The sequence below is a fragment of the Phenylobacterium sp. LjRoot225 genome (assembly GCF_964252855.1).
Lineage (GTDB): Bacteria > Pseudomonadota > Alphaproteobacteria > Caulobacterales > Caulobacteraceae > Phenylobacterium.
This window is the reverse complement of the sequence record NZ_CAXUPL020000001.1, coordinates 767,141-794,132: the sequence shown is the minus strand read 5'-3', so window position 1 is coordinate 794,132 and position 26,992 is coordinate 767,141. Positions and strand designations below refer to the sequence as shown.

The following is a 26,992-nucleotide window of genomic DNA, read 5'->3' as shown; positions in this document are numbered from 1 at the left end:
CGGACATGAAGATCGTGGTCATCGGCGGCAGCGGTCGCATCGGCGAGAAGCTCGTCTACAATCTCCGGCAGACCGATTGCATGGTCCTTGAAGCCTCACCCACCTACGGCGTCAACACCATCACGGGCGAGGGGCTGGACGATGCGCTGGCCGGCGCGGACGGCGTCGTCGACGTGTCGAACTCGCCGTCGCTGGACGGGGCGGCCGCGCTTCACTTCTTCGAGCTCTCGGGGCGCAGGCTGCTGGCGGCAGGGAAGGCCGCCGGGGTGCAGCATCACATCGCCCTGTCGATCGTCGGGACCGACGGCCTGCAGGCGAGCGGCTACTTCCGCGCCAAGAAGCTCCAGGAAGACCTGATCAAGGCCTCCGGAATTCCCTACAGCATCCTGCGCTCGACCCAGTTCTTCGAGTTCATCGCCGGCGTGGTCCAGGACGGCGGCGACAATGATGTGGTGATCTCGCCGGCGCTGGCGCAGCCGATCTCGGGCATCGATGTCGCCGAGGCGCTCGCCGACCTCGCGACCCGCGAGCCGTTGAACCGGACGGTCGAGGTGGCCGGCCCCGAGCGGTTCCGCCTGTCCGACCTCGCGACCGAGGTGATGACCGCCTACGAAGACCCGCGCCGGATCATCGCGGACCCGCACGCGCTCTACTTCGGCGCTGAACTGACCGACCAGTCGCTGCTGCCCGGCCGCGAGGCCCGCATCGGCCTGCTCCGGTTCGAGGACTGGCTGCGCCAGTCCCTGCAGCCGCGCGCGCCCTCTCATCTCCAAAAGATCGGGTGATCAACATGAAGATCGTCGTCATGGGCGGAACCGGGCTCGTCGGCGCGAATGTCCTCGAGCGCCTGGCCAAACAGGGCCACGAGGTGATCGCCGCGTCCCGGCGCACGGGCGTGGACGTCGTCACCGGCGAGGGTCTGCGAGAGACGCTGACCGGCGCCGAGGTGGTGATCGACGTGACCAATTCCCCCTCGTTCGACGACGAGGTCGCCCTGAACTTCTTCGAAACCTCCACGAGCCGCCTCCTGGCCACGGAGGCCGAGCTCGGCGCGCGTCACCACATCGCCCTGTCGATCGTCGGCGCCGAGCGCCTGCACGCCAACGGCTATTTCCGCGCCAAGCTGGCCCAGGAGCAGCAGGTCGCGGCGGCGGGCACGCCCTATACCCTCCTGCGCGCCACGCAGTTCTTCGAGTTCCTCGGCGCGATCGTGCGATCCAGCGTCGACGGCGACGAGGTCCGCCTGGCGCCGGCCCGGGTCCAGATGATCGCGGCGGACGACGTCGCGTCGACTCTGGCGGCTTTGGCCGCCCTGCAGCCGGTCGATGCGACCGTCGAGATCGCCGGGCCGGATTCCCATCGCCTCGACCAGATTGTGCGGACCTTCATGTCGGCCACCGGCGACGGCCGTCAGGTCGTCACCGACCCGCAGGCGCTCTACTTCGGCGCCACGCTGACGGACGAGACGCTGATGGCAGGCAGCATCCCGCGGTTCGGCCACACCGAGTTCGACGGCTGGCTGCGGAAGTGGGCGCGCGACCGCGCGACTGCCCGACAGGCGGCTTCGTCGCCCGCCAATCCCTGAATTCGAAAGGACCAAGATGAAACTCTACTATTCCCCGCTGGCCTGCAGCCTGGCCGACCACATCGCCCTCGAGGAGGCCGGCGTCGCCTACGATCGCGAACGCGTCGACCTCAGGACCAAGCGCACGGCGTCAGGCCGCGATTTCCGCGAGATCACGCCTAAGAACTATGTGCCGGCCCTGGTCCTCGAAACCGGCGAGATCCTTACGGAGAACGTCGCCGTCCTGGACTGGATCGCCTCGCAGTTTCCCCAGCTTGCCGTCGACGGGCCGCTTGGCCGGACGCGGATGCTCGAAGCGCTGACCTATGTCACGACCGAGCTGCATCACGGCTTCAAGCCGATGTGGCATCCGAGCACGGACGAGGAGAAGGCGAAGGCGCGCCTGACGCTCGCCGCCAAGCTGCGGTACGTCGCAGGGACGCTCGCCGGGGACTACCTGTTCGGGGACGAACCGTGCGTGGCCGACTTCTACCTGTTCGTCATGCTTCGGTGGGCGGTCCGCTTCGGGGTCGAGGTCCCGGCCGCCCTCGAGGCTCTTCTGGCTCGCATGGAAGATCGTCCCGCGATCCAGCGCGTCCTGCGCGAGGAGGGCCTTCCTCTTCTGGCCGCCCGCGCAGCTTAGGAACGCCTGCCCACCTGCGTGGTTGTCGGCGGCGCGACCTCTGTCGCGCCGCGAAATGAGCGGGTCGGCGTCGGCCTGATCGGCGGCCGTCGCCCCGGATCCTCTCCAGGCGATTTAGTTTGCCAAACGGAACACTTTCATTGATGGTTCTCCATATGGAGAACCATCAATCGCCTCTCGATGCGGCCTTCCACGCTCTCGCCGATCCCACCAGACGGGCTGTCGTCAGCCGCCTTACGAAGGGTCCCGCACCGGTCAAGGAACTGGCGAAGCCCTTCGACATGGGGCTGCCGTCCTTCATGAAACACCTTCGGGTCCTAGAGAGGGACGGCCTGATCAGTTCCGAGAAGATCGGCCGCGTCCGCACCTGCCGGGTGAATACCGAGAGGCTGGCGGCCGCCGAGTCCTGGCTCTCCGAGCAACGTGCGCTTTGGCAGGCCAGAACGGATCGGCTTGCCGACTATGTCGAAACCCAAATGTCCAGGAGCGTTGAAGATGCCGGCTGAAGACTCTGAACTCGCCATTGGGCGTTTCATCAACGCGCCGCCAGCCGTCGTCTGGAAGGCCTGGAGCACGCCCGAGCACCTGGCGAAATGGTGGATACCCGCGCCCATCGAATGCAAGGTGGTCAAGCTGGACCTGCGCCCGGGCGGCGGCTTCGAGACGCGAATGCGTGAGGGCGGCGGCGAATTCCAACCCCATGTCGAAGCCTGCTTCCTGGAGATCGTTCCTGAAGCCCGCCTGACGTTTACGACGGCCTTGGTCGAAGGCTGGCGTCCGGCCGAGCCCTGGTTGGCCTTGACCGCGATCATGACGATCGAGCCGGAGGGAAGCGGCGCCCGATACTCGGCCCGCGTCCTGCACAAGAATGCTGCGGACTCCCGAAAGCATGAAGACATGGGGTTCCACGACGGCTGGGGGACCGCGATCGACCAACTCGCGGCGCTTGCCGAGCGATTGGCGTGAACCGGCGACCGGGCCGCGGCGCGGCCGCCCGATCTACATGTTCGGATAATTCGGACCGCCGCCGCCTTCGGGCGGCGCCCAGACGATGTTCTGGGACGGATCCTTGATGTCGCAGGTTTTGCAGTGGACGCAGTTCTGCGCATTGATCTGGAAGCGGGGATGGCCTCCCTCGGCGTCGTAGAGCACCTCGTAGACGCCGGCGGGGCAGTAGAGCCGGGCGGGCTCGCCGTAGGTCGGAAGGTTCACCGAGATCGGGGTGGACGGGTCCAGCAGCCTCAGGTGAGAGGGCTGGTTCTCGGCGTGGTTCGTGTTCGAGACGAACACCGAGGAGGGCTTGTCGAACGACAGCTTTCCGTCCGGCTTGGGATAGGCGAGGGGCCGATGCTTGGCCGCCGGCTCGGTGGCGGCGGCGTCGCTCTTACGGTGGCGCAGGGTTCCGAACAGCGAAGAGCCGCCGAACAGGGTCTGGAACCACATGTCGAACAGGCCGAGCGTCCCGCCCAGGATGGCGCCGAACCTGAGCAGCGGCTTGGCGTTGCGCACCCTCTTCAGCTCCGCATGCACCCAGCTTCGCTCGTAGGCGTCCTGGTAGGCCGCGAGCGTGTCGCCCGCCCGGCCCGCCGCGACGGCGTCATAGGCCGCGTCCGCAGCCAGCATGCCGGTCTTCATCGCGGTGTGGCTGCCCTTGATGCGCGGCACATTCACGAAGCCCGCCGAGCATCCGATCAGGGCGCCGCCGGGAAACGCCAGCCTGGGAACCGACTGCAGCCCGCCCTCGGTGATGGCCCGGGCGCCATAGGAGATGTGGGTCCCGCCCTCCAGGTGAGCGGCTGCGGCCGGATGGTGCTTGAACCGCTGGAATTCGTCGAACGGCGAGAGGAAGGGGTTCTTGTAGTTGAGGTGCACCACGTAGCCGACCGACACGAACCGGTCGCCGAAGTGGTAGAGGAAGCTGCCGCCGCCGGTGAACGCGTCGAGCGGCCATCCCACCGTGTGCTCGACGAATCCCGGCCGATGACGCTCAGCCGGGACCTGCCAGAGCTCCTTGATCCCCAGGCCGAAGATCTGGGGATCGGCGTCGCGGCCGAGGTCGTGCCGCGCCATGATCGTCTTGGCGAGCGCGCCGCGGGCGCCCTCGGCGATGAGCACATATTTGCCGTGCAGCTCGGCACCGGGATGGAACGCAGGCGTCCGGGCGCCGTCGCGGCCGACGCCGAAGATGCCGGCGACGACGCCTTTCACACGGCCGGAGGGCTCGTCCCACACCACCTGGCTGCCCGCCATGCCCGGATAGACCTCGACCCCGAGCGCCTCGGCCTCCCGCCCCAGCCAGCGCGTCACGTCGGCGAGGGAGGCCACGTAGCACCCGTGGTTATGCATGAGGGGCGGCAGGGCGAACATCGGCAGGGGCAGACGCCTCCGCGGACCCAGGAGGAGCAGGAAGCTGTCCCGCGTCACCGGGGTTTCGAGGGGCGCGCCCCGCGCCTTCCAATCAGGAAAGAGCTCGCCCAGGGCGCGCGGATCGATCACCGCGCCGGCGATGATGTGGCCGCCGATTTCCGCCGCCTTTTCCAGGACCGCCACCGAGATCTCGCGGCCGTCCGCCTGAGCGCACTGCTTCAGCCGTATCGCGGCGGCGAGGCCGGCCGGGCCTGCGCCGACGATGACCACGTCGTAGGCCATGACCTCGCGCTCGACGCCCTTGAGCGCCTCGATCGTGGGCAGCCGGTCGAGAACAGCGGCCTTCCAGGCGTCCGGCGGGCTGGGCGCGGTCATTGATCAAGCCTCCGCGCCAGGCAGGCCAGCCGGCGGCAGGCGCAGGGTGACCGTCGTGCCTTCGCCAGGAGCGCTCACGATATCCACGCGACCGCCGGCCTCATGGGCGAAACGCCGGACGATCGCCAGGCCGAGGCCCGTGCCGCGGCCATCGGCCTTGGTCGTGAAGTAGGGGTTGAACGCCTGCGCCAAGGTCTCGCGCGACATGCCGGCGCCGTCGTCGACGACGCTGAGCTCCATGACGCCCGCGAACGCCCCCTCCGCCACGCGGCGGGCGACGATCCCGATCGAACCGCCGTCCGGCGTCGCATCGCGGGCGTTGATCACGAAGTTAAGCACCGCATTCTGCAGTTCGAGGCGGTTGCAGCGGACCAGCGGGAGGTCCGGCCCGAGCTCGATCGCCAGGGTGACGCCCGGCTCACAGATCCAGGCGAGCAGCGCCCGGATCTCGTCCAGACAGGCCGGAATGCTTTGCAGGTCCGGCGCCGCCCGGACCTCGAAACTCGGCTCAACGGTCCGGCGCCTCGTCTGATGGACCAGGGCGCCTGCGCGCTCCAGCGCGGTCCGTGCGCGGGCGAGGATCGGCTCGAGCCCGGGGTCCTGGGCTGCGCGCGGACTGCGGCTGACGACGTTCACCGCCGAGGCGGCGATCTGGATCAGATTACCGAGATCGTGGACGACGCCGGCCGCGCCGGGAAATCCCTCCGGGGCCGAGCGCGGATCGCCATCGAGGCCAGCGACAGTTACTTCACAGGGCATCGCGCCTCTCCCGTCGTTCGCCCGGCGATCCGCTGGGCTCAAGCCGCGGGGAAAACGCTAGGGCGGCGCCGCTTGGCCGTCGATTGTCCAGAAGGGTGGAGGAGGGGCATACCCCGGTATAGGGGTTCGCCCATCAAACCTCAGGCTGCGCACGCCTGAGGACGCCTTCAGGGGGAGGGCGCTCGCCGGCCCGGTGGGTCGTTAGTGGCTGACCTGCTTCAGCGGACCCGTGGGACGCTTCGCCAGCCAGATCACGCCGGCGAAGACCAGGATCAGGATGGTGGCCATGGCGTAGAAGTCGTTGGTGGCCAGCATCACCGCCTGCGCGTCCACGAGCCTTGAGAAGGCTGGAAGGCCCGCCTCGGGCGGCAGCCCTGGCGGGGGCGTCGAGCCGACCATCGGGTCGATCACCGACACCAGGTTGGCGCGGTTCGCCTTGATCATGTGGTCCCAATAGGTCGAAGTCAGCGAGGCGCCGACCGCCATGGCCATGATGCGGATGAAGTTCTGCAGACCCGAGCCGCCGGCCACCCGTTCCGGCGGAAGGTCGGCCACGCCCAGCGAGGTGAGGGTCACCAGGCACGCGGGCACCCCGGCTCCGAGCACGAACATGGCCATGGCGACGTGGAGATAATCGGCCTGGGCCGTGAGGTGCGCGCGCATGAAGAAGGAGATGGCGAGCACCCCCATGCCAAAGGTGACGATCAGGCGCGGATCGACCTTGGCGAGCAGGCGCCCGACGATCGGCGCGCTCAGCACCGCCAATATGCCCATCGGCGCCGTGGCGAAGCCTGCCCAAGTGGCTGTGTAGCCCATCATCTGCTGCAGCCAGAGCGGCGTCAGGACGATGTTGCCGAAGAACAGGCCAAACATCAGCGCGAGCGTGATTGTGGAGACCAGCCAGTTGCGCGACCTGAACAGCGTCAGATCCAGGACCGGAAGCTCGTCGGTGAGTTCCCAGATGATCAGCAGGCCCAGCGCGATGGCCGCCGTGATCGCCGCGCCGACAATGAAGCCGGACGAGAACCAGTCCAGCTCGCGCCCCTTGTCGATCATCACCTGGAAGGCGGTGACGAAGACGACCAGCAGCCCAAGGCCAACGATATCGATCCGGCTGCGCTGGATCGGCGTCTCCCGGTTGCGCAGCAGGATCCAGACGGTCGCCCCGACGAACGCGCTGAAGAAGATGTTGATGTAGAAGATCCATCCCCAGTGGGAGTTGTCCGAGATATAGCCGCCGATGATCGGTCCGAAGATCGGCGCGACGACGGTCATCAGGCCCCAGATCGATAGCGCCACATTGGCTTTGGCCTTGGGGAAGACAGAGATCAGCAGGGTCGACGACAGCGGGATCAGGGGCCCGCCCGCGAACCCCTGGAGGATCCGGAAGAGCACGAGAAAGCCCAGCGATCCCGAGAGCCCGCACGCCACCGAGAAGATGACGAAGGCGATCGTGCAGGCGATGAACACCTGGACCTGGCCGAACCGCCGCGCGAGCCACCCGGTCAGCGGCACGGTGATCGCCTCTGCGACGGCGTAGGCGGTGATGATCCACGTGCCCTCGGTCGTGGAGACTCCGACATCGCCGGAGATCGTCGGCATGGCGACGTTGGCGATGGTGGTGTCGAGCACCACCATGAAGTTGCCCAGCGACAAGGCGATCGCCGCCAGCACCAGCGACGCGCCGGTCAGAGGCGGATAGCCCTCGTCGGCGGCTGGCGGGCGATCATCGGTCATGGCGATCGTCGCCCGACAGGTCGATCTCGGCGTGCATCGACAGGCCGACCCGCAGGGGATGCTCGCGAAGTTCCTTCGGATCGAGCCGGATCCTGACCGGGAGGCGCTGGACGACCTTGATCCAGTTGCCGGTGGCGTTTTGCGCGGGAATGGCGGCGAAGGCCGATCCCGAGCCGCCGGCGAAGCCTTCGACGCGGCCGTGGTACACCACCTTGGACCCGTAGAGGTCGGAGGTGAGCGTCGCCGGTTGACCCGGGCGGACCTCGCGCAACTGGCCTTCCTTGAAGTTGGCGTCGACATAGAGGCTCTGCACGGGAACCACGACCATCACCGGCGCCCCCGGCTGAACGCGTTGGCCGACCGCGACCCTGCGCTGGTCGACAACGCCGTCGATCGGCGCCCGGATGACGGTGCGCGCCAGATCGATCCTGGCCTGTTCGAGCCTGGCCTTCGCCGCGAGCACGTCTGGATGGGTCTCGACCGTCGCGTCTTCGAACAGGACTTCGTTGGCGCGGCGGGCGCCGGCGGCGGCGCGTTTCGCGGCCTGGGCGGCGACGACGTGCGCCTGGGCCTGGGTGACGCCGGCCCGCGCCTGGCGGGTCAGGGTCTGGGCGTCGCTATACTCCTGGGCCGAGATCGCGCCGGGTCCGGCCAAGGCGGCGCGGCGCTGCTCATCGAGCGCCGCCTTGTCGAAATCGGCCTGGGCCCGCAGGAGATCGGCCTGGGCGCTGGCGACGTCGGCCGAACGCGCCCCGACCTGGCCGGCCAGGTTGGCGTCGTTGGCGAGCACCTGCCGGACCTGGCGTCGGGCACGGCCCAAGGCCGCCTCGGCCTGCGCCACCGCCAGCTGGAGGTCGGTGTCGTCGATTTCCACCAGCACCTGGCCGGCGCGCACCGCCTGGGTGTTGGTCACGGCGACGCGCTTGACCGGTCCTCCGACCAGCGGCGTCACCTGGGCGAGTTCGACGTTGGTGTAGGCGTTCTCCGTGGATTGGCTGTGGCTCGCGAAGAAGGTCGACCAGATCCACCACAACAGCACGATCAGGATGATCGCTCCGACGAAGATCAGCAGCAGCCTGTTGCGCTTGCTGCTCTTGGCGGGACGCCCTGACGCTCGGTCATCGGGCTGAACTTGAGATATCGCGACGTTCATCGGGTCGCCCCATCTGCTGGCGTTGGGCTGGTGAAAGGTGTCTGACCGCGGAAGCCGCCTCCGAGGGCGCAGGCGAGAGCGACGTCGAGGACGTAGCCGCGCAGTCTCAGCGCCGCGGCCTGGTCGCGGGCCTCGAGCAGGGCGTTCTCGGCGATCAGCACCGATTGGTAGTTGGAAAGGCCGCCCTCGTAGCGCATCCGGCTCAGGCGGTAGGCGGTCTCGTGGCGGGCCGCCGCGGCGTCAGCGCTCCGCTGCCGCGTATCCAGGCTGTGCAGCGAGGCCGCTGCGTCCGCGGCGTCGTGCAGCGCCTTGAGCAAGGTCTCGTCGTAGCGTGCGACCGCGAGATCGTAGTTTCCCCTGGCGCCGCGATAGTTGGCCTGCAGCCGTCCGCGGTCGAAAAGGGGCAGGCTGATCGCCGGTCCCGCCGAGCCAATGACGGACGCGTCCTCGAACAGGTTCGACAGACCAAAAGACGCGACGCCGATCAGCCCGGCCAGGCTGACATTGGGATAGAACCCGGCCCGCGCGACGCCGATACGCTGAGCGGCGGCCTCGACCCGCCAGCGGGCTGCGACCACATCCGGGCGCCGTCCGACGAGGCCGATCGCGATGTCGGCCGGCACGCCCGGCGACCTGCGCGACAGCAGCGTCGGCCGCTGGATGTCCAATCCCCGGTCGGGGCCCGCGCCCAGCAGCGCGGCGATGGCGTTGCGATTGAGCGCAATCGCCTCGTCGATCGCGGCCAGCGTCCCGGCGGCGGTGTCGGCGCCCGCCTCGGACTGTTCCAGGGAGGTCCTGGTATCGAGCCCGGCGTTGAAGCGCCGGCTGACCAGATCCAGAGTCGCCCGCCGCAAACGCAATGCGTCGGCCGCGACGTCGCGCCGGAGATGCAGTTGCGCCAGGTCGGCGTAGGCCGATGCCACCGCAACCGCGATCGCCAGCCGGGCGGCCGCCTCATCCGCTTCGATCGCCTGGCGATCCGAGACGGCCGCGCGCAGCGCCGACCGGTTCTTGCCCCAAAGGTCGATGTCGTAGCTGGCGCTCAACAGTCCCGCGCCCAGCAGATGCCACTCGCCGTCGGTCGGCAGGCCGATGCTCTGGGTGATGCGCGAATACCTTGCGGTCGCCAGAAGCCCCGCCTTGGGGAGCAAGGCCGCGCGCGCGAGATCGACCTGCGCCGTGGCGACCTGAATCCGCGCGGCGGCCTGTTCGATCGTCGGAGAGCCGGCCAGGGCCTCAGCGACGAGGCCGTCGAGCTGCGCGTCGCCGAAGGCGCTCCACCATTGCTCTTTGGGCCATTCGGCCCGTTCGCCGCTGAAGCTGCGCGCGGACGCATGATCGCCCGGCTGCGCGGGCCTAGCCCGCTCGCCCAAGTCGGGGATGGTCGCGCAACCCGTCATAAGAAGCATCACCAGCCCGGTCAGGACCTTGGGCGTCGTCCTCGTCCGATTGCCCTCGAGCATGGGATTGCCTCTCGTTTTGAGCGAACGGTTCGGTGTCGTTTGCGTGAGTTGGGGCCGCCGCGGGGGGACGGATCCCGTCCAGGAACAGGTCGACCGTCGAGGTCACCGCCGCCTCGATCTCGCGATCCGTCGGCGGGATGCCCAGTCCGATCACGGCCTGGGTGAAGGGACTGGCCCGCAACATGCTCAGGAAGCGGTTCGCGGCGACCTGGCAGTCGTCGACGAGGAGTTCGCCGCGGTCGCGAGCCGCGCCCAGGTGCTCGGCCAGGGCCACGCACACGTCCTGCTGGCCCTGCTCGTAACGGCTGCTGGCCAGGGCCAGGAACTGGGACGCCTCGGAGACTGCGGTACGGTGGGAGCCGACCAGCCTGGGCGTCGTCGGGGCCCCGAACGCCGCCCGGCCCAGATCGACCATGGCGCTGCGCAGATCCGCCAGCGCATGCGGCGTCGCAAGGTCGCGGCGTTCGCGGGCCTGGCGCTCGGATTGGGCGGCGGAGTAGCGAGCGACGAACTCGGCGACGCCGATCTTCTGGGTGCGATCCTCCGACAGCAGGCGCTTGAACAACGCATGGGGTGACCACACGCAATAGGACCGGCCGAGCGCAAAGACGGCGAGGCTGACGCAGTTGGCCCAGCCGCGGAACTGGCTGCCGCGACCGGGCACGTCCTCCTCGACCAGGAGCACGTCGCCCATGGCGGCCCATCGCAGGAATCGCACCGCCTGGGCCGGGCTGATCGTGCGCACCAGCAGCCGCGTCCACCAAGGCTCGAACAGCGTCCAGGTCCCGTCCGGGTTGGGCTTGAGCATCAGGACGTGCTTGTGGGTCTTGTGCACGAAGCGGTGCCAGAACTGGCCCCGCAGGCCGGGAACGAAACAGACCAGCCAGCGTGACGGTTCGAATGTCACGGGCGCGCCGTTCTCGTCCACGTCGAGGTGCTGGCTCGACTCCAGGACGCTCGCGATCGGCGGGCTCATGCGCGGCGGTCCTCGCGGAAGGCCCATAGCGCCAGCAGCCAGGTGAGAATGGCGGGCAGGGTCACCCCGGCGAAGTCACGTGCGAGCGCCGAGGGCCCGCAGATCCCGACGGCGACTTCCCAGAAATGGAACAGGGCGTGGCCGGAGAGCCAGACCGCCGTAGCGGTCCAGAGCAGGGCGCGCACGTGCGGCCTGGCCGCCCCGCCCAGGAGACCTGCGCCAAGGAGCAGATGGATCAGGCCAATGTCGCGGATGAAGTGCTGGTTGAACGGCCCGGTCGTCGTGACGCCCGGCACAGCAAGGTACCAGCTGTCAGGCGAGACCAGCATGAAGAGGCCGTTGGCTGCGGCGGCGACGCCCAGCACCACGGCAAGGCCGATACAGGTGGTCCTCAGCAACGGAGGATCTCCTCTAAGCTTGGGCGGGATCGGACCATGGCGGTCGCGTCCGAAGACGCCTCTCTCCCGGGTGGGGGAGGGGGAGAGAGGACGTCCTCGCCGGTCTCGACCCGGCGCGGGGTCGTCGACCGGTGGGGGGCCGATCAATGCGGAACGGATCCTCAGGCGGCGGCGCTCTTGGCCGCTTCAACGGGATGGACGGCGCGGGCCGCGATCTGCAGGCGGTTCCAGGCGTTCATCTGGCCGATCAGAATGGAGAGGGCGACGATCTCGCTCTCGCTGAACTGGCTCTTCACCAGCTCATAGTCGGCGTCCGGCGCATGGGTCTTGGCGATCCGGGTCAGGGCCTCGGTCCAGGCCAGGGCGGCGCGCTCGCGGTCAGTGAACAGCGGGGACTCCCGCCAGCCGTTCAGCATGATGATGCGCAGGTCCGTCTCGCCGTGCGAACGCGCGTCGGCTGCGTGCATGTGGATGCAGAAGGCGCAGCCGTTGATCTGAGAGGCGCGGAGGCGCACCAGCTCCGCCAGGCTGTGCTCGAGGCCGCTCTCGGCGAGGGCGGCCTCGACGCCCATCAGGGCCTTGGTCAGGTCGGGCGAGACTTTGAACGCGTTAAAGCGGGGGGTCATGGTCGGGTCCTGTCGGGGGTTGATGACCATCCGAGGGTGCCGGTCCGGGCCGGATGGCGGCCATCGTGCCCAGCGGCTCACCGATCTAATGCTTTCGTATAGGAGGCGCCCGTGCCGGCGGCAGGAGGCCCGCTAGACCAGCGGCTGATTTTGCGCGTGGCGCATCGGCCCTAGCTTCCTCGGACCTGATCAGCCGAGGAGAGGCGAAAATGAAGATCGTTGTGATTGGCGGCACCGGACTCATCGGGTCCAGGCTCGTGGCGCGCCTTCAGAGCCATGGGCATGAGGCGATCCCCGCGGCCCCCAATACGGGCGTCAACACCATCACCGGCGAAGGCCTGGCCGAGGTGCTCGTCGGCGCTCAGGTCGTCGTCGACGTGGCCAATTCACCGTCGTTCGAGGACGCGGCGGCCATGGACTTCTTCCAGACCGCTGGGCGCAACCTGCTCGCCGCCGAGCAGGTCGCCGGCGTCGGGCATCACGTCGCCTTGTCGGTCGTCGGGACGGAGCGCCTGCAGGCGAGCGGCTACTTCCGCGCCAAGCTGGTGCAGGAGGAGCTGATCAAGGCCTCCCCGACGCCCTACACGATCCTGCGCTCGACCCAGTTCTTCCCCTTCATCGACGGCATCATCAAGTCGGGCGCGATCGACGGCCAGATCCACCTGCCGGCCGCACTGGTGCAACCCATCCATGCCGACGACGTCGTCGCTGTCCTCGCCGAAATCGCCGTGGGCGCGCCAGTGAACGGCACGATCGAGATCGCGGGGCCGGAGACCATCGCCATTGACCGTTTCGCCGAAGAGTACCTCAGCGCCAAGGGGGACCCGCGACGCATCGTGGCCGACCCGAAGACGCCCTACTTCGGAGCGGTCCTGGAGGAGCGTTCGCTAACCCCCGGCCCCAACCCCCGCGTCGGGACGATCAGCCTGGAGAACTGGCTGCACGAGTTCATTCCGGCGGACTGATCCGACCTCTGCGGCCGTGTTAATCGGACGCGACGGGGATGGCGAACGCAGGATTTTTTCCGATTTCATCCTGCGGCCAACGAAACGGCAGGCGAGCGCCCGACCCGTCCGGCCCAAGAGTCGAGGGGGCAGCGGATGCTCGTGGCGTCCGCTGCCTTCGGCCAGGCTGAGCAAAGTGGGCGGGGCCGGTAGCGGGTGTGGGTTCCAGGCGAAGTGCAACGGGGCAGGGGGACTGGACGGGACGGGCGCGGAGCCTTCACGACGCGCAGAGCCCGACCGCCGGCCGACACCCGAGGCACTTAGGAATGATTAGCCGAGCTGCACCAATCTGATGAACTTGAGTTCGGCCAGATCGACCCCTTCGAGCGGAGAGTCTGAATAGGTAAAGCCCTCGATCAGATTGAGGTAACCGTCCTCCTCCCAGAGGACGACTCCCATTCCGTGCTCAATCCCTTCGACCTCGAAGTGGCCGCCCTTGGCGCGCATGTTCAACGGCTGGCACTTGGAGCGATCTACGATCACCCTCGCGTAGAAGCCCACAATCGTGTTGATGCGATCGACTACGCGCGCAGCCGCAATCTGCCTGCGAAAAACGTCTTCATCGGCATCGAATAGAGCCGCAATAGAGTCGAGCGCTCGCTGTTCGAAATCCGTAAATTCTGGGAACGGCGGGCACGGCGGAAGCTCGGCCAACGCGCCAGTTACCCAGCCGTCACGATTGGGAATATCCAGCTCCATAGAGCGGGAGCCTAACGACGTGATTGGCGCTCGCGCAAGTCGAGGTACAGATTATCCCACACCGACCCATCAAACGCCGCGACGTCATCGGCCCACGTGCGGCCATCCGCCAATTCGATCAGAACCAGCAGCCGAGAGAGCTCCTCGCGGATCATCGTGATCACCGTCATCCGCCGCAACCTTGAGCGCCGCAGCCAAAAGGGACGGTTGTGCCATCTCAATCGGTGAGGCCGGTGACACCCAGCCCGATGGGAATGGCGCGAGTATCGTCCCGCGGCAGGTGGTCCGAAATGCTTTGAAATTCCCGCCTGGCACAATCAAGTAACCTGCGCGAGCCGGAGCAGGGTCGAGGCCAGGAGTTCCGGCGCGGTGACGTGCGGATTGTGGCTGGTGTCGATCTCGACGTAGGGCCAGCCGTTCGCCTTCGCCTTCAGCGCTGAGGATTTCTGCGGATCGTCCGGGGGGAGCCGCGTGCACCGGATATAGGCCCGCGGCGGCAGTTCCTTCCCGGACAGGTGCAACGGTGTGGTGAAGCTGGCGAGCGGCTGCGGCGAGCGATGGGCGTTGAGCCAACGCGCATCGGCTTCCGACGTGTCGGGCGGAATGGGTCGCGGTGGCACCAGCCAGGGCGTGTCCGGTCCTGTCTTTCGGCTGATCAGATCGAACTGGCTCCGGCCGTCTTCCGGGACGAAGGCGTCCAGGTAGATCAGCCGCCTGACCCGGTCGCGCGCCCGGTCCGCGACCCCGGTGGCCACCATCCCGCCGTAGGAGTGCGCGATCAGCGTGATATCGGTCAACTCCTCGGCCTCGATCACGCCGAGCACGTCGCGAATATGCGTCTCCAGGCCGACCTCGGGGGTCGCCAGGTGGGCCCGCTCGCCCACACCCGTATAGGTGGGGGTGTACAGGGCGGAGGTGGGGGGCCTGTGCAGCAGCGGCCGCATCTTCTTCCAGACCCATCCCGCCGACCAGCCGCCGTGGCAGACCAGATAGGTCGTGGTCCCGCTCTGCGGCGCCGGCCCTGGCGCGGCGGCGGCCGGCTCCGCCATGAGGCCTGCCGCAGCGCTCACCGCGCCGGCGGCCAGGGCGTCGCGCCGGGTCATAGGAAGTCTGCTCATCGTGGAACTCCCTGGAAAATCGTCATGGGAGAGACTGCGAAACCGCCCGTCGCGATCGCCGCGCACGCCCCGACGCCTGCTGCGTGGTGCGGCATCAGACGCGCGGGGCGGCGCTGCCGATCCGATCCACGGCGATGACAGTCTGTGGAGGTGGAGACCGCCGAGCATGAACCAGAGCATGAAGCCGCCCGCGAAGGTCCGGTTGCTGATTCCGCTCCAGGGGAGACCAATCATGTCCGTTGCAAATTGATTGATCAGCGCCGTCACGCTGAACACGGCCAGGATGAAGCATCGTCCTCGGACAGGTCGCCACCGATCGCGCCTGTGAGGGAGCCAATTGTGGGTTCCAGGCGAAGTGCAACGAGGGCAGGGGACCGGACGGCGGGCGGGCGCGGAGCCCTCATGACGCGCAGAGCCCGACCGCCGACCGGCGCACGGGAGACGATGACGGCGGGTTTACCGAAGCGCGCCGGCAGGCGCGCGAGGCACGTAGGTGGATGCTTGAAATCGGACGTTCGGGAGTTCGGTTCGAGGTGGGAAGCGGGCATCGCCACAAGGCCTCCGGGCGGATCACCCGAGCTCCCATGGCAGAAGCAGCGGGCATGCCGTGTTGCGCGGCGAGAAGGCTTCGTACGAGACGCAGGCTCGCGAGCTGGGCGCCAAGAGGCGGCTCTGGGTCAGAGCGCGCGCCGGTAATGCATGGCGACGGCCCCGGTACGGAGCGGCCTGGCCGAGATCAGCTCGAGCCGTCGCGTGCTGGTTTATCAGAAGGCCCCGCAGGCGGCAGCGGCGGAATAGTCAGAGCCAGCGGCGAACCTCGGCCTTGTAGCGGCGGTAGTCGTCGCCGAACTTCGCTTCGAGATAGCGCTCCTCGCGGGCGATCACCTGCGTCTGGATCGCGATCAGCACCAACGGGAGCAAGGCGAAGGCGATCGGCCCGTCGAAGCCGATCGCAAGGCCGGCATAGATAAGCGCCATGCCGAGATACATGGGATTGCGGGTCCACCGATAGGGACCGGTCGTTGCGATGAGGGTCGTTGGCTGCGACGGCGGAACGTTGGTGCCCAGCCGCCGGAACAGCCCCGCCGCCGCAAGCATCATCGCCGCGCCGGCAACGAACAGCAGCGCGCCCGTCGCGACCAGCAACCGCCAGTCGATGCCGAAAGAGCGCAGGGTGACGAACCGCTCCGCCGCCAGCCCCAACAGCAGCGCTCCCAGATAGACGAAGGGCGGAGGGAAGCGCACACCCGCGCTGTCCGGTTCGACGGCCATGCTCATCCTCCAATCTGTGCTGTCAAACCAGCATCGACTGCTGGGCGAAGATACCCGCCATCGCACCTTGCGATGATGCCAGGGTGACGGAGGGCATTCCGGGGTTGGCGAGGTCGCCGGCGGCGTAGATGCCGGGCATGCTGGTTTCGCGGCGCTCGTCGACATTGAGGGCGATGCCGAGGGGCGTATCGACCGTGGCGAGACCCAGTGATTCATGCAGGCTTGCGGACGGCTTGTTGCGCGGATGCGCGAACAGGATGTCGACCGCGACATTGCGGCCCGTATCGAGATTGACGGTGGCGCTATGGCCCCCGTGATGGGCGATCTCCGTGATCCGGCCCTCGACGACAGGTATGTTGCGGCGCGCCAGATCGGCCCGGATTTCGGGCGGAATGTCGTGGCCATCGGCGAAGAGCGTCAACCTGTCGGTCCAATCGTGGAACAGCCTGACATGATTGTGCGACTGCGGGCCGGACCAGACTAGGCCCCAATGCTGGCCGGCGACTTCAAAGCCGTCGCAATAGGGGCAGGGCACGATGGACGTGCCCCAGCCTTCGGCAAAGCCCGGAACGTCAGGCATCTGGTCGACGACGCCATAGCTCAGGATCAGGCGGCGCGCCGCAAGGCTTTCGCCATCGCCGGTGACGACGGAGAAATCGTCGATGTCGCCGGAGACGCTGTCGGCCCGGGCATTGACCAGCCTGATCGAGGGATAGCGCGCCAGCTGCTGCCGCGCCTCGGCCAGGATTTCCAGCGGCGGCTTGTGATCGTGGCCGAGCAGGCCATGCGAGAGGCCGGCGAAGCGGTTGCGCGGCAGGCCGGTATCGAGAACGGTGACCTTGCGGCGGGCACGGCCGAGCTGCAGCGCGCCGGCGAGACCGGCAAAGCTGCCGCCGATGATGATGACGTCATCCATGGTGATGGGCTCCGTGTTGTGGATGGAGGGGTTGGGTTGGGCCCGGCTTGCACATTTTAGACACTGCATGGTATCGTAATTCAAGAATTTGGATACCGTCAAGTACTGGAATTGTCGTGACCGAAATCAGCCAGGGCCGCCGCGGCCGGCCCGCCAACGAGGCGCTGGGCCAAACGATCGTCGACGCCGCGTACGAACTCTTTGTGGAATCGGGTTTTCAAGCGACGACAATGGACAAGGTCGCCCAGCGAGCGAAGGTATCCAAGCTCAGCATCTATCGGCACTTCGAGAACAAGGAGGCGCTGTTCAGCGCGGCCATCGCGGCCCGCTGTCATCAGTTTGCCCCACAGGCCCTTTTTGAAGGCGTCGACGGTTCGGCCGAAGATCAGCTCATGGCGGTGGGATCATCCCTGCTTCGCACGCTGCTGAGCCCGGACGTCCGCGGTGTCGAAGCCATGATCATGGCCGACAAGACGAATCAAAAGTCGTTAAGCAAGCTCCATTACGAATCCGGCCCCGCCCATGTCATCGCGCAAATCGAGACCCTGTTGCGTCAGTTGCACGCGAAGGCGGCTCTGAACGTGCCCGATCCTCTCCGGTCCGCCCGCTTGTTTGCCGCGCTTTTCAAAGGATCCGATCTCTTGATTATCGCACGCTTCGATGAGGCGAGAGCAGAGGACGACAACGAAATCGAATCCTATTGCCGGTCGGCCGTCGCCATGTTCATCGCCGCGCACGGTTGGCAACGACCACGCGGGCAGATAGCCTAGACGAAGCCGCGAAGGAGTGCCTCGCTGCTACCCAGCCTTGCCAGCGGGCAGGGGCGATGCGCGCGCGTGATCCCCTCTAGGCGGCGATGGACGCCGAGATCTTGCGCCTCCAGCGGCCGGAACTCCTTTGTGATTCCGGTGAACTGCAGCCGTGAACTCGCGCAATTCGTCGCTGCTGACGTTGAAAACTTCGAAGTACCGGTTCCGCATCCGTTGCAGCTCGGGACGCCCTTGCCGTCAGAATGGTTCGAAGCGGGGATCGCGGAAATGCGCCAGGCACTTGTGCCGCCGTTTCCGCTCGACGTGAAAGACTACGACACTACTCCCGCCGTCGTATTGACCCGGACTGTTTGGATAGTAGCCGACGATGGGAGTGGAACGCTCCTCGCGTATGACCCGAGCCCAGATGGGGATTTCGCACTGGTCTGGCGTCACGCAAATCAGGACGCGCTTTCAAACATCCGCGGCGATGCGGTTGGGTGTTTCCTACGAGGTAAGCATCTACTGAGGGAAGGGGCTCACCCGACGCGAAACATATGCCCGGTCTGGTCCCGGCGCTTCGGCGCCTTGCGACTCCGCTGCTCCGGCGGCTGCGTGTCCTGATAGGCCTTGATCATCTCCAGCAGCGAGCCGAGCCGCTTGTTGTCGACGACCGCGGCCTGGTTGACCTTCCGGATCTTGTCGAAGGTGCGGTAGGCGAGTTCCTCGCCCTGATAGCGGATGGCGATGCGGCCGTCGGGATAGTCGACGACGGTGACCCGCTTGCCGATCGCCGCCTGGGCGGTCGCCGACGGCTCGACGAGGAACAGCACCTTGTCGTACTGCAGGGTCAGCGACTGGGAGAGGGTGCGCTCGACCTGCCAGGTGAACTCATCGTCCAGCTGGTCGCGCGGCGACATCGGCCGGTGCAGGTCCTTCGGGTTGGCCGGAACCTTGCCGAAGCGGGCGTTGTAGTCAGCGACGAAGCCGGGGAGGAAGACGTTGCCCTCGGCGATCGTGCTGATGTCCCGCAGCCGCAGCTCCTTCACCAGCCGGTCCTGCAAGGTCTTGTTGGCGCGCTCGACCCGACCTTTCGCCTGGCTGGAGTTGGCGCAGATGATCTCGATGTTCATCTTGCTGAGCGCGCGGCCGAACTGGGTCATGCCGTCGCCGGAGACGCCGGTCTTGCTGACGCGGAACACCGAGTGTTTGTCGCTGTAGAAGGCGACCGGCTTGCCGTGCGCCTCGAGGTAGGCGCGGGTCGCCGCGAAGTAGGCGAAGGTCGACTCCGACTCCACGAACTGCAGGTGCATCAGCCGGCTGGTGGCGTCGTCGATGAACACCAGCAGCGTGCACTTCGGCCCCGGTCCTCGAACCAGCGGTGCTCCGAGCCGTCGATCTGGATCAGCTCGCCGACGCAGTCGCGCCGGTAGCGCGGTTGGTAGACCTTCCGCTGGCGCTTGGAACGCGCAACCCACAGGCCTTCAGCGATCATCCAGGCGCGGAGCGTCTCGCGCGAGACGGTGATGTCGTGCAGCTCCTGCAGCTTCTCGGCCGCCAGCGTCGGCCCGAAATCCGCGTAGCGCGCCTTGATGATGTCGATCGCAGCGTGGCGCACATCGGCCGGCGTCCTGCGGTTGCTTGGCCGGCCACGCTTCTTCGAGATGACGCCGTCAGCGCCGCGTAATCGGTAGGCCTTCAGCAGCCGCCAGACCTGGCGCTCGCTGAGGCCCAGCACGCCGGCCGCCGCGCGCACCGGCAGCTGCTCACGATCGACATCGCGCAGGATCTCGAACTTCGACAGTTCCGCATCGCTCATGATCCGCACCGCCACCGACGCCGCCTCCCAGCCAAGCTTCGCTGAAGGAGGCTGACGTCTCTAACTTGCACGGCACTGACATTTGCACTTTGCGCCTACAGACGTACTTCGCCTAAGGAAGATTATCAGAAATATCGTTATGGGGCTGGTTGGCGCGGAGCGGTCCACTGGTGCAACTGCCGCATATGAGACCACGGCGGGTAGTGAGCGGCGACCTTGGCTGTAACGCCGCTTCAACTCGGCGCGGCGACCGACTAGTTTCTGGTCGGAAACATCGCAAGGACCGGAGTGCGCGTGCCGAAAGCCACAGAGACGGTCCCGTTCGCGCCGCGGCTCGATCCGACGGACTATCAGTCGCTGGGCGAATTCCGCCGCGCGATCCGCGACTTCCTGGCCTTCAGCGAGGAAAGCGCGCGCGATCAGGGCGTCACCACCCAGCAGCACCAGGCGCTCCTGGCCATCAAGGCCCACGTCGGGCCCGAGCCGATGAGCATCGGCGAGCTGGCCGACAGCCTGCTGATCAAGAACCACAGCGCCGTGGGCCTGGTCGCCCGGCTGGTCGAGCGCGGCCTGGTGCGCCGTCACGCCTCGGAAAGCGACCGCCGCCGGGTGCTCCTGACGCTGGAGCCCCGGGGCGACGACACCCTCGCCCGCATTTCGCATAATAATCTGCGAAAACTGGCGGTGACCGCCAAGAGCCTGCGGCGCGTTCTGACCATGCTGCGCAAGCTGGAGACCGCGCACAGCGCCAAGCCAGAAGCCGACGCCGGCTAGTGGGTCGCGGCGTCCTGCGGCAGCTGCAGCTCGCCGCGCGCCAGCTTCTGCAGGGTCTCGACAAAGAAACCGGGCTCGGCCGCGCGGACCCGCGCCTCCAGCGTCTCGGCGGTGTCTGCGGCCATCACCGGGATCGATTTGCGCGCCACCGGCGCGCCGTGATCGTATTCCTCGTCGACCAGGTGGATGACGATGCCGCTCTGCGGAACGCCCGCGGCCAGCACCGCCTCGTGCACCCGGCGTCCGTACATCCCTTCCCCGCCGAAGTCCGGCAGGGGGCCCGGATGGATGTTGAGGATGCGGCCGGCGTAGCGGGCCAGGGTCTTGGGGCCGAGCCGGCGCAGATAGCCCGACATGACGATCAGCTCGACGCCGTGCTCGGCCATGGTCGCGGCGATCTTCGCGTCGGCGCCGTCGGGATCGTCCTTGGTCGGGATGCAAAGCGCCGCCATGCCATGCGCGCGGGCGAAGTCGAGCGCCGCGGCGCTCTTGTTGTTCGAGACCATCAGCACGGCTTGCCCGGCCAGCTCGCCAGCCTCCATCGCCGCGGTGACGGCGCGCGCGCTGGAGCCCGAACTGGACGCTAAGAAACCGATCTTGAGGTATTGAGAACTCAAGGAAATCCTGCTCCGATCTGATGTTCCAGGCGAAGACCGTCATAGGCCGCCTCGACGCCCGGCGGAAGCTCGCTGGAGAGCTTCGCATAATCCAGGTCGATATGCATGTTGGTGAGGATGGCGCGCTTCGGCTTGGCGCGTTCGATCCATGAGAGGGTGCGTTCGACGTGCGCATGGCTCGGGTGCGGCCGGTAGCGCAGGGCGTCGACGATCCAGACGTCGAGGTCGGCGAGCGCCTCAAAGGCCGCGTCGTCCAGGTCGACCAGGTCGCTGGAATAGGCCAGGTCGCCGAAGCGGTAGCCCACCGAGCGCACGCCGCCGTGGTCCTGGTCGAAGGTGACCACCGGGATCGCCCCGGACGGTCCGTCGATGTGGAAGCCGACCCCATGCGGCGGCAGGCGCTTGGCCTCGCAGATCGCCGGATAGCCCCCCTCGCCTTCGAAAATGTAGCCGAAGCGCTGCATCATGGTGGCGTGGGTCGCCGCATCCATGTGGGTGTGAACCCGCTGGCCGCGCTGGCGCAGGAAGAAGGCGCGCACGTCGTCCAGCCCATGCACCTGGTCGGCGTGGTCATGGGTGAGCAGGACCGCGTCCAGCCGCTTGATCCCGGCGTTCGCGCTCTGCAGGCGGAAGTCCGGCGAGGTGTCGACCACCACGGTCGTCTCCTGCTCGGGCCCCTGCCCCTTCCGGCGGACAAGCAGGGAGCAGCGCGAGCGATGGTTTTTCAGGTTCGCCGGATCGCAGGCGCCCCAGTCGCCGTCGGCCCGCGGCACCCCGCCGGACGAGCCGCAGCCCAGGATGGTGATCTCCAGGGTCCCGCTCATGGTCGTGGAATCCGGTCGAAGACGGCGAAGAAGGCGTCCTCGGTGCGCGCCTCGGCCTCGGCCAGGCTCCAGCCGCGGATCTCCGCCAGCTTCTCCAGAACCTTCGGCAGCATGGCCGGCTCGCAGCGGCGGCCGCGGAAGGGCACGGGCGCCAGATAGGGGCAGTCGGTCTCGACCATGATCCGTTCCGCCGGCATGTCGCGGACCAGGGCGCGCACGTCCTCGGCGGCCTTGAAGGTGGCGATGCCGGAAACCGAGAACCAGGCGCCGAGCGCCGCGACCCGGCGCGCCAGCTCCGCGCCGGAGGTGTAGCAGTGCATCAGGATGCGGAACGGCCCCTGGGCGTATTCCGTCTCCAGGATCTCGGCCATGACCTCGTCGGCCTCGCGGGTGTGGACCACCAGCGGCAGGCCGGTTTCGCGGGCGGCGGCCACATGGGCGCGGAACACCTGGGCCTGCACCTCGCGCGGGCTCAGGTCGTAGTGGAAGTCTAGGCCGCACTCGCCGATGCCGACGACCCGCGGATCGGCCGCCAGCTGGATGAGCTTTTCAGCCTTAAGCTCCGGATCTTCCTTGGCTTCGTGTGGATGGGTGCCGACCGTGCACCAGATGTCCGGATGCTGGGCGACCAGCCGCACCGCGTCGTAGTTCGAGACCCGGTCGCAGATGTTGACCATCAGCCGCACGCCCGACGCCAGGGCGCGCGAGATCACCGCCTCGCGGTCTTCGTCGAATTGCGGCGCGTGCAGGTTGACGTGGCTGTCGATCAGCATCTGAAGGTCCGAGGGTCAGGCCCTTGTGGTCAGGTTCTGGCGGCCTGGCGCAGCTCCAGAAGCGCGGCGAACAGCGCGTCGGTCCGGTCGAGGTTCAGGGCCTCCACCTCCCGCGGCAGGCGCTGCAGCGTCTCCCACGCCTGGGCCCAGCGATCAAGCGCGCCAATTCCCTGGGCGGCGCGGTCGGTGACCATGGCGCGAACCCGGTCAGACAGCCGGTCGAACAGCAGGTTGAACTGCGCCTGCCCCTCCCCGCCCTTGAAGCGGTCGGCCAGCGACAGCGCCATGGCCTCGTCGACCTGCGGCAGGTGGGCGAGCAGTTCGCGCGCGGCGTCGTCCATGGGGATGGCCGCCGCGGCGGCCAGAACCCAGGCGCGTCCAGGCGCGCCGCCGGACATCCTGGAGAGCCTGAGCGCCGCCTCCTCGCTGACCTCGGTGCGGGCGCGCACGAAGTCGGCGGAAGCCTCCAGGCCCAGGGGATGGAAGGCCAGTCTCCGGCAGCGCGAGCGGATGGTGGGCAGCAGACGCCCGGGCGAATGGGCGACCATCAGCAGCACGCCCTTCGGCGGCGGCTCCTCGAGGGTCTTCAGCAGGGCGTTGGCGGCGTTGACGTTGAGGTCGTCGGCGGCGTCGATGATCGCCACCCGGTGCGGGGCCGAGGCTGGCGATTTCGAGAAGAACTCCGAGAGCCGCCGCGCCTCGTCCACGGGAATCGACTTGCGCGGCTTGCCGTCCTCGCCGACCCGCTCCAGCACCAGCAGGTCCGGGTGCGCCCGGCCCATCACCTGGCGGCTGACCGGATGGGCCGGATCGGCGCCCAGCAGGCCATGGCGCGGATCGGCCGGCGCGCCCAGCAGCCGGCGCGCGGCCCGGTAGGCGAAGGTCGCCTTGCCCACCCCCTCCGGCCCGGTCAGCAGCCAGGCGTGATGCAGCCGCCCGCGAGCGCGGGCGTCTTCAAAGGCTTCCTCGGCCGCCTCGTGGCCCTGGAGCGCGAAGACGTCGCGCGGGTGCGGGACCTCGATCTCAGTCGCCTTCGTCATGAAACAGCCAGCCTGTCGTCCACCGCCGACCAGACGGCGGCCTCGACGTCGTTGATCGAGCCCGTGGCGTCGATCAGGGCGCAACGCTCCGGCTCGGCGCGGGCGATGACCAGGAAGCCCTCGCGCAGCTGCTGGTGGAAGGCCAGGCCCTTGGACTCGAAGCGCATCTCGCCGCCGCGGGCCTGGGCGCGCTCCAGCCCGGTTTCCGGGGGAATGTCGAAGATCAGCGTCAGGTCCGGCCGTGTTTCGCCCAGCACCTGGGCTTCCAGCGACGCGATCAGGGCGGGATCGGTCCCGCCGCCGGCGCCCTGGTAGGCCCGCGTCGAGTCGGCGAAGCGGTCGCAGACCACCCAGGCGCCGCGCGCCAAGGCTGGCGCGATCACCCGTTCGACATGGTCCCGGCGAGCGGCGTACATCAACAGGGTCTCGGTGACCGGGCTCCAGCGGTCGGCGGCGCCGTTCAGCACCAGCTCGCGGATCGCCTCGGCGCCAGGCGAGCCGCCGGGTTCGCGGGTGGCGACCACCTCCAGGCCAAGCGCGCGCAGCCGCTCGACCAGCCGTTTCAACTGGGTCGACTTGCCGGCGCCCTCGCCGCCTTCGAATGTGATGAACCGCCCGCGCGTCACCCGCGCAACATGGCTCGTTCGCCTCAGAAGTCCAGGGCTGCGGGGCCGCTCAGAACGGTCCGACGACCCGGGCGTCGGCGAAGCCGGCGTCAGCGACCCGCTGGCGCAGGTTGTAGGCCTGCAATTCGTCCTGCGGCCCCGGCAGCATGACGCGCCAGAGCCTCGTTCCGTCCCGATCGACCGGCTCGACGACGGCGGGGCCGACGCTCGCCAGCTGGGCGGCGGCGCGGCGGGCCCGGGCCTCCTCGCTGAACGCCCCGGCCTGGACCCGGAAGGCGGCCGACGGCGCCGCGGCCATGGTCGGCAGCACTTCCAGCGTGCGCGACGCGGCCGGCGCCGGGGCCGAGGTGAATGCGGCCTGCTCCTGGTAGCTGGCGCTCGCGGCCTGGGTCTGCGCCGGCGTCCGGCGCGGCGGCGGCGTATTGCGCGCCAGCTGTACGGGCGCGGCCCTCGGCGGTGACGCACGGGCGACCCGCACCCCGGCCTCGCGCCCCAGCAAGGGCGCCGGGCCGACATAGCGGACCCGGACCCGCGCCAGGCCGTTGCGCTCATAGCCCAGTTCGCGCGCGGCCTCGCGGGACAGGTCGATGATCCGGTCGCCGACGAAGGGGCCGCGGTCGTTCACCCGCACCTTCAGCCGGCGGCCGTTGTCGAGGTTGGTCACCTCGACGATCGAGGGCAGCGGCAAGGTGGTGTGCGCCGCGCTCACCGCGTTCATGTCGAACAGCTCGCCGCTGGCGGTGGCCCGCCTGTGGAAGGCCGCGCCGTACCAGGAGGCGGTTCCGACCTTGTTGTAGTTGGGCTCCTCGCGCGGCACGTACCAGATCCCGTTCACCTGATAGGGCTTGCCGGTGCCGCCCACCGAGGCGATCCGCCCGCCCGGCGGCGGCGTACGATCCACGCTGGCGCAGGCCGCCAGCGAGGCGGCGGCCGCCGTGATCAGAGCCATGCGCCGAACGCAGCCTGCGATCTGCATGGTGAGCCCCCTCGCCTCGCGGCCATGTAATTGGGGGGTGAGCTTACCCGGCGCGGCTTGCCTCAGGGTTAACAGGACATTGCCGTGGAGCCCGGCGCAGACCCTTGCTATAGGCCCATCGTCGCATGCGGGCGGATGGCCGAGTGGTTTAAGGCAGCGGTCTTGAAAACCGCCGTGGGTTCACGCCCACCGTGGGTTCGAATCCCACTCCGCCCGCCAAATTCCCTCGGGAATCAGGCCTCTAACGCCTGAAACCCCCGGAAAGGCCCCCGGAGCGGGCTCCCCGCGGGGCTGACGTCGCCTAACAGTCTGCCTTTAGGTCCGCCGGCATGAATTGCCAGCGTCCCCAACGCAAAGGGACGTGACGTTCAAAGGTGATCTGGTCCGAGTCGCGGAACTGCCCAGTTGGCGGGAGGGCCATCGGCCCTGATCGAGGTGCGCGCCGCGCGGCTTTCAAGGCGTTCATGTCCGCCATCAGTTCCGCGTGCTTTTCCGGCGGAATTTCGATCTTGGGAGCAGTCGCCCGTTCGCGCCACTTGGGACGCAGCTCATCGTTCAGGGCCGTCACCAGAAAATCGCCCGCCAGTGGGGGATACGTGGCCAGACGCATGAGCCCTTCGGTCGCTATGTCCGGGTGGGCGGCGTAGTGGGTTACAAGCTTTCCTAGGTCTTTCTTGAGGTCGTGCGCCCAGACGAACCGCTGGCGTTCGTTCAAGAACATGGGCGCCAGCCGTCGGTGGAGCTTGTCGCCGGAGACGAAGATCTCGCAGAAGGGCGCGTAGTGCAGGTAGGCTAGGTCAACGCGGTTCGTGGGCCTTTCGTCATGCAGTTGGCCCGTCGCCACCCCCAGGTTGAAAATTAACTCAACACGCAGGACATGGGCGCAGTACGGCGCAAACTCCTTCAACAGCGGTCGACCAGCCCGCTTCCAGCGGTCCGCTACCTGCTCCCGCCACTTAAGGCGCAAGCCAGCCATCTCCATGCACGCCTTGAGCAACAACCAGCGGTTAGGACCGCTGTCGATGAGGCTATCCGCCAGCTCTTCCACGGCCGAGAGGTCTGCCAGCTTCAGCTTGTTGCCGTCCGGTCCGAGGATGGAGTTGATCCCCCGCGGCGTGTTCTGCACGGCGGCACGCCATGAGGCGGCGAAGTCGTGCTCGACCCGTAAAAACTGCCCTTCTTCCCACCGACGCAACGCCACCATCTCCGGTGCGGGCTCAAAAACGAGGCCTTGCTTATTGGCACCCGTGCGGACGGTCTGGCCCCCGCTGACAGCGGGAACACCCCTCATTTCTATCGGCGATCCCATGAGTTCGGAGACGCACATGCCGAGGTGCTGGGCGTTCGGATAAGAGTGCATCTTGGGGGTCTTAAGGGCCAAGTTCCCAACTACCTGCTCCGGGGTCCGGCCGTCCTTCATCTCCTTGCGGAGGTCGGCCAGCGTTTCGACGAAAAAGAGCGGCGTGATGTTGCTCGTGAACAGGGCGTCGAACACCGCAGCCTCATCGACGCTGAGGGAGTGGAGAAAGGACTTGTCGAAGAGGACGTTGGGACCCACGGCTACCGCTTCCCGTTCTACTTCCGTTCATGTAGGTTGGGCCGCAGAATAGTCAAGCTTACGCGGCGGTCGGAATCATCGACGCGCCTACGTATCACCATCCAGCGGCAACATTTGTAATGGCGCCGTCCAGGCCGTTCGACGCTGTTGCTTCAGGCCTGGAGGC

General features: G+C 67.7%; 28 protein-coding genes, 1 tRNA gene and 1 pseudogene. 9 read left to right on the top strand and 21 right to left on the bottom strand.

Going from position 1 to position 26,992, the window contains the following annotated elements:
- Positions 1 to 5: 5 nt before the first annotated feature.
- The 5 genes from ACSQ2B_RS03820 to ACSQ2B_RS03800 all read left to right on the top strand — a co-directional run bounded on the left by ACSQ2B_RS03820 (position 6) and on the right by ACSQ2B_RS03800 (position 3,173).
- The gene (locus tag ACSQ2B_RS03820) at positions 6 to 785 is read left to right on the top strand and encodes an SDR family oxidoreductase (protein ID WP_436047481.1); all 780 of its coding nucleotides are present in this window, start codon (positions 6 to 8) and stop codon (positions 783 to 785) included.
- 5 nt (positions 786 to 790) lie between these two features.
- Positions 791 to 1,585: an SDR family oxidoreductase gene (locus ACSQ2B_RS03815; RefSeq protein ID WP_436047479.1), complete on the top strand. Its 795-nt coding sequence runs from the start codon at positions 791 to 793 to the stop codon at positions 1,583 to 1,585.
- A gap of 16 nt (positions 1,586 to 1,601) precedes the next feature.
- Entirely contained in the window at positions 1,602 to 2,207 is a 606-nt protein-coding gene (locus ACSQ2B_RS03810) for a glutathione binding-like protein (RefSeq protein ID WP_436047477.1), read from the top strand.
- 143 nt (positions 2,208 to 2,350) lie between these two features.
- A complete protein-coding gene (locus tag ACSQ2B_RS03805) occupies positions 2,351 to 2,713 on the top strand; it encodes an ArsR/SmtB family transcription factor (RefSeq protein ID WP_436049576.1) in 363 nt (120 codons plus the stop codon).
- Positions 2,703 to 3,173: an SRPBCC family protein gene (locus ACSQ2B_RS03800; protein ID WP_436047475.1), complete on the top strand. Its 471-nt coding sequence runs from the start codon at positions 2,703 to 2,705 to the stop codon at positions 3,171 to 3,173. The genes ACSQ2B_RS03805 and ACSQ2B_RS03800 overlap by 11 nt, the downstream gene beginning before the upstream one ends.
- Positions 3,174 to 3,206: 33 nt before the next feature.
- Here ACSQ2B_RS03800 and ACSQ2B_RS03795 read toward each other — a convergent pair whose 3' ends face one another.
- The 8 genes from ACSQ2B_RS03795 to ACSQ2B_RS03760 form a co-directional block, all read right to left on the bottom strand.
- Positions 3,207 to 4,856, bottom strand: coding sequence for an electron transfer flavoprotein-ubiquinone oxidoreductase (locus ACSQ2B_RS03795; protein WP_436049574.1), 1,650 nt, complete (start codon positions 4,854 to 4,856; stop codon positions 3,207 to 3,209).
- 96 nt (positions 4,857 to 4,952) lie between these two features.
- The gene (locus ACSQ2B_RS03790) at positions 4,953 to 5,708 is read right to left on the bottom strand and encodes a sensor histidine kinase (protein ID WP_436047473.1); all 756 of its coding nucleotides are present in this window, start codon (positions 5,706 to 5,708) and stop codon (positions 4,953 to 4,955) included.
- 201 nt (positions 5,709 to 5,909) lie between these two features.
- Positions 5,910 to 7,445, bottom strand: a complete 1,536-nt coding sequence (locus tag ACSQ2B_RS03785) for a DHA2 family efflux MFS transporter permease subunit (RefSeq protein WP_436047471.1) — start codon at positions 7,443 to 7,445, stop codon at positions 5,910 to 5,912.
- A complete protein-coding gene (locus tag ACSQ2B_RS03780) occupies positions 7,435 to 8,598 on the bottom strand; it encodes an HlyD family efflux transporter periplasmic adaptor subunit (protein WP_436047469.1) in 1,164 nt (387 codons plus the stop codon). The genes ACSQ2B_RS03785 and ACSQ2B_RS03780 overlap by 11 nt, the downstream gene beginning before the upstream one ends.
- On the bottom strand, positions 8,595 to 10,061 hold the full coding sequence (locus ACSQ2B_RS03775; RefSeq protein WP_436047467.1) for an efflux transporter outer membrane subunit: 1,467 nt from the start codon (positions 10,059 to 10,061) through the stop codon (positions 8,595 to 8,597). Before ACSQ2B_RS03775 ends, ACSQ2B_RS03780 begins: the two co-directional genes overlap by 4 nt.
- Entirely contained in the window at positions 9,955 to 11,037 is a 1,083-nt protein-coding gene (locus ACSQ2B_RS03770) for a TetR/AcrR family transcriptional regulator C-terminal domain-containing protein (RefSeq protein ID WP_436047465.1), read from the bottom strand. The genes ACSQ2B_RS03775 and ACSQ2B_RS03770 overlap by 107 nt, the downstream gene beginning before the upstream one ends.
- A complete protein-coding gene (locus ACSQ2B_RS03765) occupies positions 11,034 to 11,435 on the bottom strand; it encodes a hypothetical protein (RefSeq protein WP_436047463.1) in 402 nt (133 codons plus the stop codon). Before ACSQ2B_RS03765 ends, ACSQ2B_RS03770 begins: the two co-directional genes overlap by 4 nt.
- Positions 11,436 to 11,596: 161 nt before the next feature.
- Entirely contained in the window at positions 11,597 to 12,061 is a 465-nt protein-coding gene (locus ACSQ2B_RS03760; RefSeq protein WP_436047462.1) for a carboxymuconolactone decarboxylase family protein, read from the bottom strand.
- 209 nt (positions 12,062 to 12,270) lie between these two features.
- On the opposite strand from ACSQ2B_RS03760, the gene ACSQ2B_RS03755 reads away from it, so the two are divergent.
- Positions 12,271 to 13,026 carry an SDR family oxidoreductase gene (locus ACSQ2B_RS03755; protein ID WP_436047460.1) on the top strand — a complete coding sequence of 252 codons (756 nt, stop codon included), beginning with the start codon at positions 12,271 to 12,273 and terminating at the stop codon, positions 13,024 to 13,026.
- A 309-nt stretch (positions 13,027 to 13,335) separates the two neighbouring features.
- Here ACSQ2B_RS03755 and ACSQ2B_RS03750 read toward each other — a convergent pair whose 3' ends face one another.
- The 5 genes from ACSQ2B_RS03750 to ACSQ2B_RS03730 all read right to left on the bottom strand — a co-directional run bounded on the left by ACSQ2B_RS03750 (position 13,336) and on the right by ACSQ2B_RS03730 (position 17,070).
- Positions 13,336 to 13,764 (bottom strand): hypothetical protein, encoded by a 429-nt coding sequence (locus ACSQ2B_RS03750; RefSeq protein WP_436047458.1) that lies wholly within the window; start codon positions 13,762 to 13,764, stop codon positions 13,336 to 13,338.
- Between the two features lie 11 nt (positions 13,765 to 13,775).
- A complete protein-coding gene (locus ACSQ2B_RS03745) occupies positions 13,776 to 13,934 on the bottom strand; it encodes a hypothetical protein (protein WP_436047457.1) in 159 nt (52 codons plus the stop codon).
- Positions 13,935 to 14,081: 147 nt separating this feature from the next.
- Positions 14,082 to 14,882: an alpha/beta fold hydrolase gene (locus ACSQ2B_RS03740; protein WP_436047455.1), complete on the bottom strand. Its 801-nt coding sequence runs from the start codon at positions 14,880 to 14,882 to the stop codon at positions 14,082 to 14,084.
- Between the two features lie 798 nt (positions 14,883 to 15,680).
- The gene (locus ACSQ2B_RS03735; protein WP_027154429.1) at positions 15,681 to 16,154 is read right to left on the bottom strand and encodes a methyltransferase family protein; all 474 of its coding nucleotides are present in this window, start codon (positions 16,152 to 16,154) and stop codon (positions 15,681 to 15,683) included.
- A gap of 22 nt (positions 16,155 to 16,176) precedes the next feature.
- Positions 16,177 to 17,070 carry an NAD(P)/FAD-dependent oxidoreductase gene (locus ACSQ2B_RS03730; RefSeq protein WP_436047453.1) on the bottom strand — a complete coding sequence of 298 codons (894 nt, stop codon included), beginning with the start codon at positions 17,068 to 17,070 and terminating at the stop codon, positions 16,177 to 16,179.
- 116 nt (positions 17,071 to 17,186) lie between these two features.
- Between ACSQ2B_RS03730 and ACSQ2B_RS03725 the strand changes: the two genes are divergently transcribed.
- Positions 17,187 to 17,840, top strand: a complete 654-nt coding sequence (locus tag ACSQ2B_RS03725; protein WP_436047451.1) for a TetR/AcrR family transcriptional regulator — start codon at positions 17,187 to 17,189, stop codon at positions 17,838 to 17,840.
- Positions 17,841 to 18,358: 518 nt separating this feature from the next.
- Here the strand turns inward: ACSQ2B_RS03725 and ACSQ2B_RS03720 are convergent.
- Positions 18,359 to 19,653, bottom strand: a pseudogene (locus ACSQ2B_RS03720) (ISNCY family transposase).
- Between the two features lie 279 nt (positions 19,654 to 19,932).
- Between ACSQ2B_RS03720 and ACSQ2B_RS03715 the strand changes: the two are divergent.
- Entirely contained in the window at positions 19,933 to 20,412 is a 480-nt protein-coding gene (locus tag ACSQ2B_RS03715; RefSeq protein ID WP_436047449.1) for a MarR family winged helix-turn-helix transcriptional regulator, read from the top strand.
- Here ACSQ2B_RS03715 and purN read toward each other — a convergent pair.
- Genes purN through ACSQ2B_RS03685 form a run of 6 tightly spaced genes read right to left on the bottom strand, consistent with a single transcriptional unit; the run spans position 20,409 to position 25,268 of the window.
- A complete protein-coding gene (purN, locus tag ACSQ2B_RS03710; RefSeq protein ID WP_436047447.1) occupies positions 20,409 to 21,029 on the bottom strand; it encodes a phosphoribosylglycinamide formyltransferase in 621 nt (206 codons plus the stop codon). The two genes, ACSQ2B_RS03715 and purN, sit on opposite strands and share 4 nt — an antisense overlap.
- Complete coding sequence (locus tag ACSQ2B_RS03705; protein ID WP_436047445.1) at positions 21,026 to 21,853, bottom strand: MBL fold metallo-hydrolase; 828 nt, start codon at positions 21,851 to 21,853, stop codon at positions 21,026 to 21,028. The genes purN and ACSQ2B_RS03705 overlap by 4 nt, the downstream gene beginning before the upstream one ends.
- A complete protein-coding gene (locus tag ACSQ2B_RS03700) occupies positions 21,850 to 22,626 on the bottom strand; it encodes a TatD family hydrolase (protein WP_436047443.1) in 777 nt (258 codons plus the stop codon). Before ACSQ2B_RS03700 ends, ACSQ2B_RS03705 begins: the two co-directional genes overlap by 4 nt.
- Before the next feature lie 29 nt (positions 22,627 to 22,655).
- A complete protein-coding gene (locus tag ACSQ2B_RS03695; RefSeq protein ID WP_436047441.1) occupies positions 22,656 to 23,666 on the bottom strand; it encodes a DNA polymerase III subunit delta' in 1,011 nt (336 codons plus the stop codon).
- Positions 23,663 to 24,292, bottom strand: coding sequence for a dTMP kinase (gene tmk / locus ACSQ2B_RS03690; protein WP_436047439.1), 630 nt, complete (start codon positions 24,290 to 24,292; stop codon positions 23,663 to 23,665). The genes ACSQ2B_RS03695 and tmk overlap by 4 nt, the downstream gene beginning before the upstream one ends.
- 49 nt (positions 24,293 to 24,341) lie before the next feature.
- The gene (locus ACSQ2B_RS03685; protein WP_436047437.1) at positions 24,342 to 25,268 is read right to left on the bottom strand and encodes a septal ring lytic transglycosylase RlpA family protein; all 927 of its coding nucleotides are present in this window, start codon (positions 25,266 to 25,268) and stop codon (positions 24,342 to 24,344) included.
- 129 nt (positions 25,269 to 25,397) lie between these two features.
- Between ACSQ2B_RS03685 and ACSQ2B_RS03680 the strand changes: the two genes are divergently transcribed.
- Positions 25,398 to 25,487: transfer RNA gene (locus ACSQ2B_RS03680), tRNA-Ser, on the top strand.
- 82 nt (positions 25,488 to 25,569) lie between these two features.
- On the opposite strand, the gene ACSQ2B_RS03675 is transcribed toward ACSQ2B_RS03680, so the two are convergent.
- Positions 25,570 to 26,826, bottom strand: coding sequence for a hypothetical protein (locus ACSQ2B_RS03675; protein WP_436047435.1), 1,257 nt, complete (start codon positions 26,824 to 26,826; stop codon positions 25,570 to 25,572).
- Between the last annotated feature and the right edge of the window lie 166 nt (positions 26,827 to 26,992).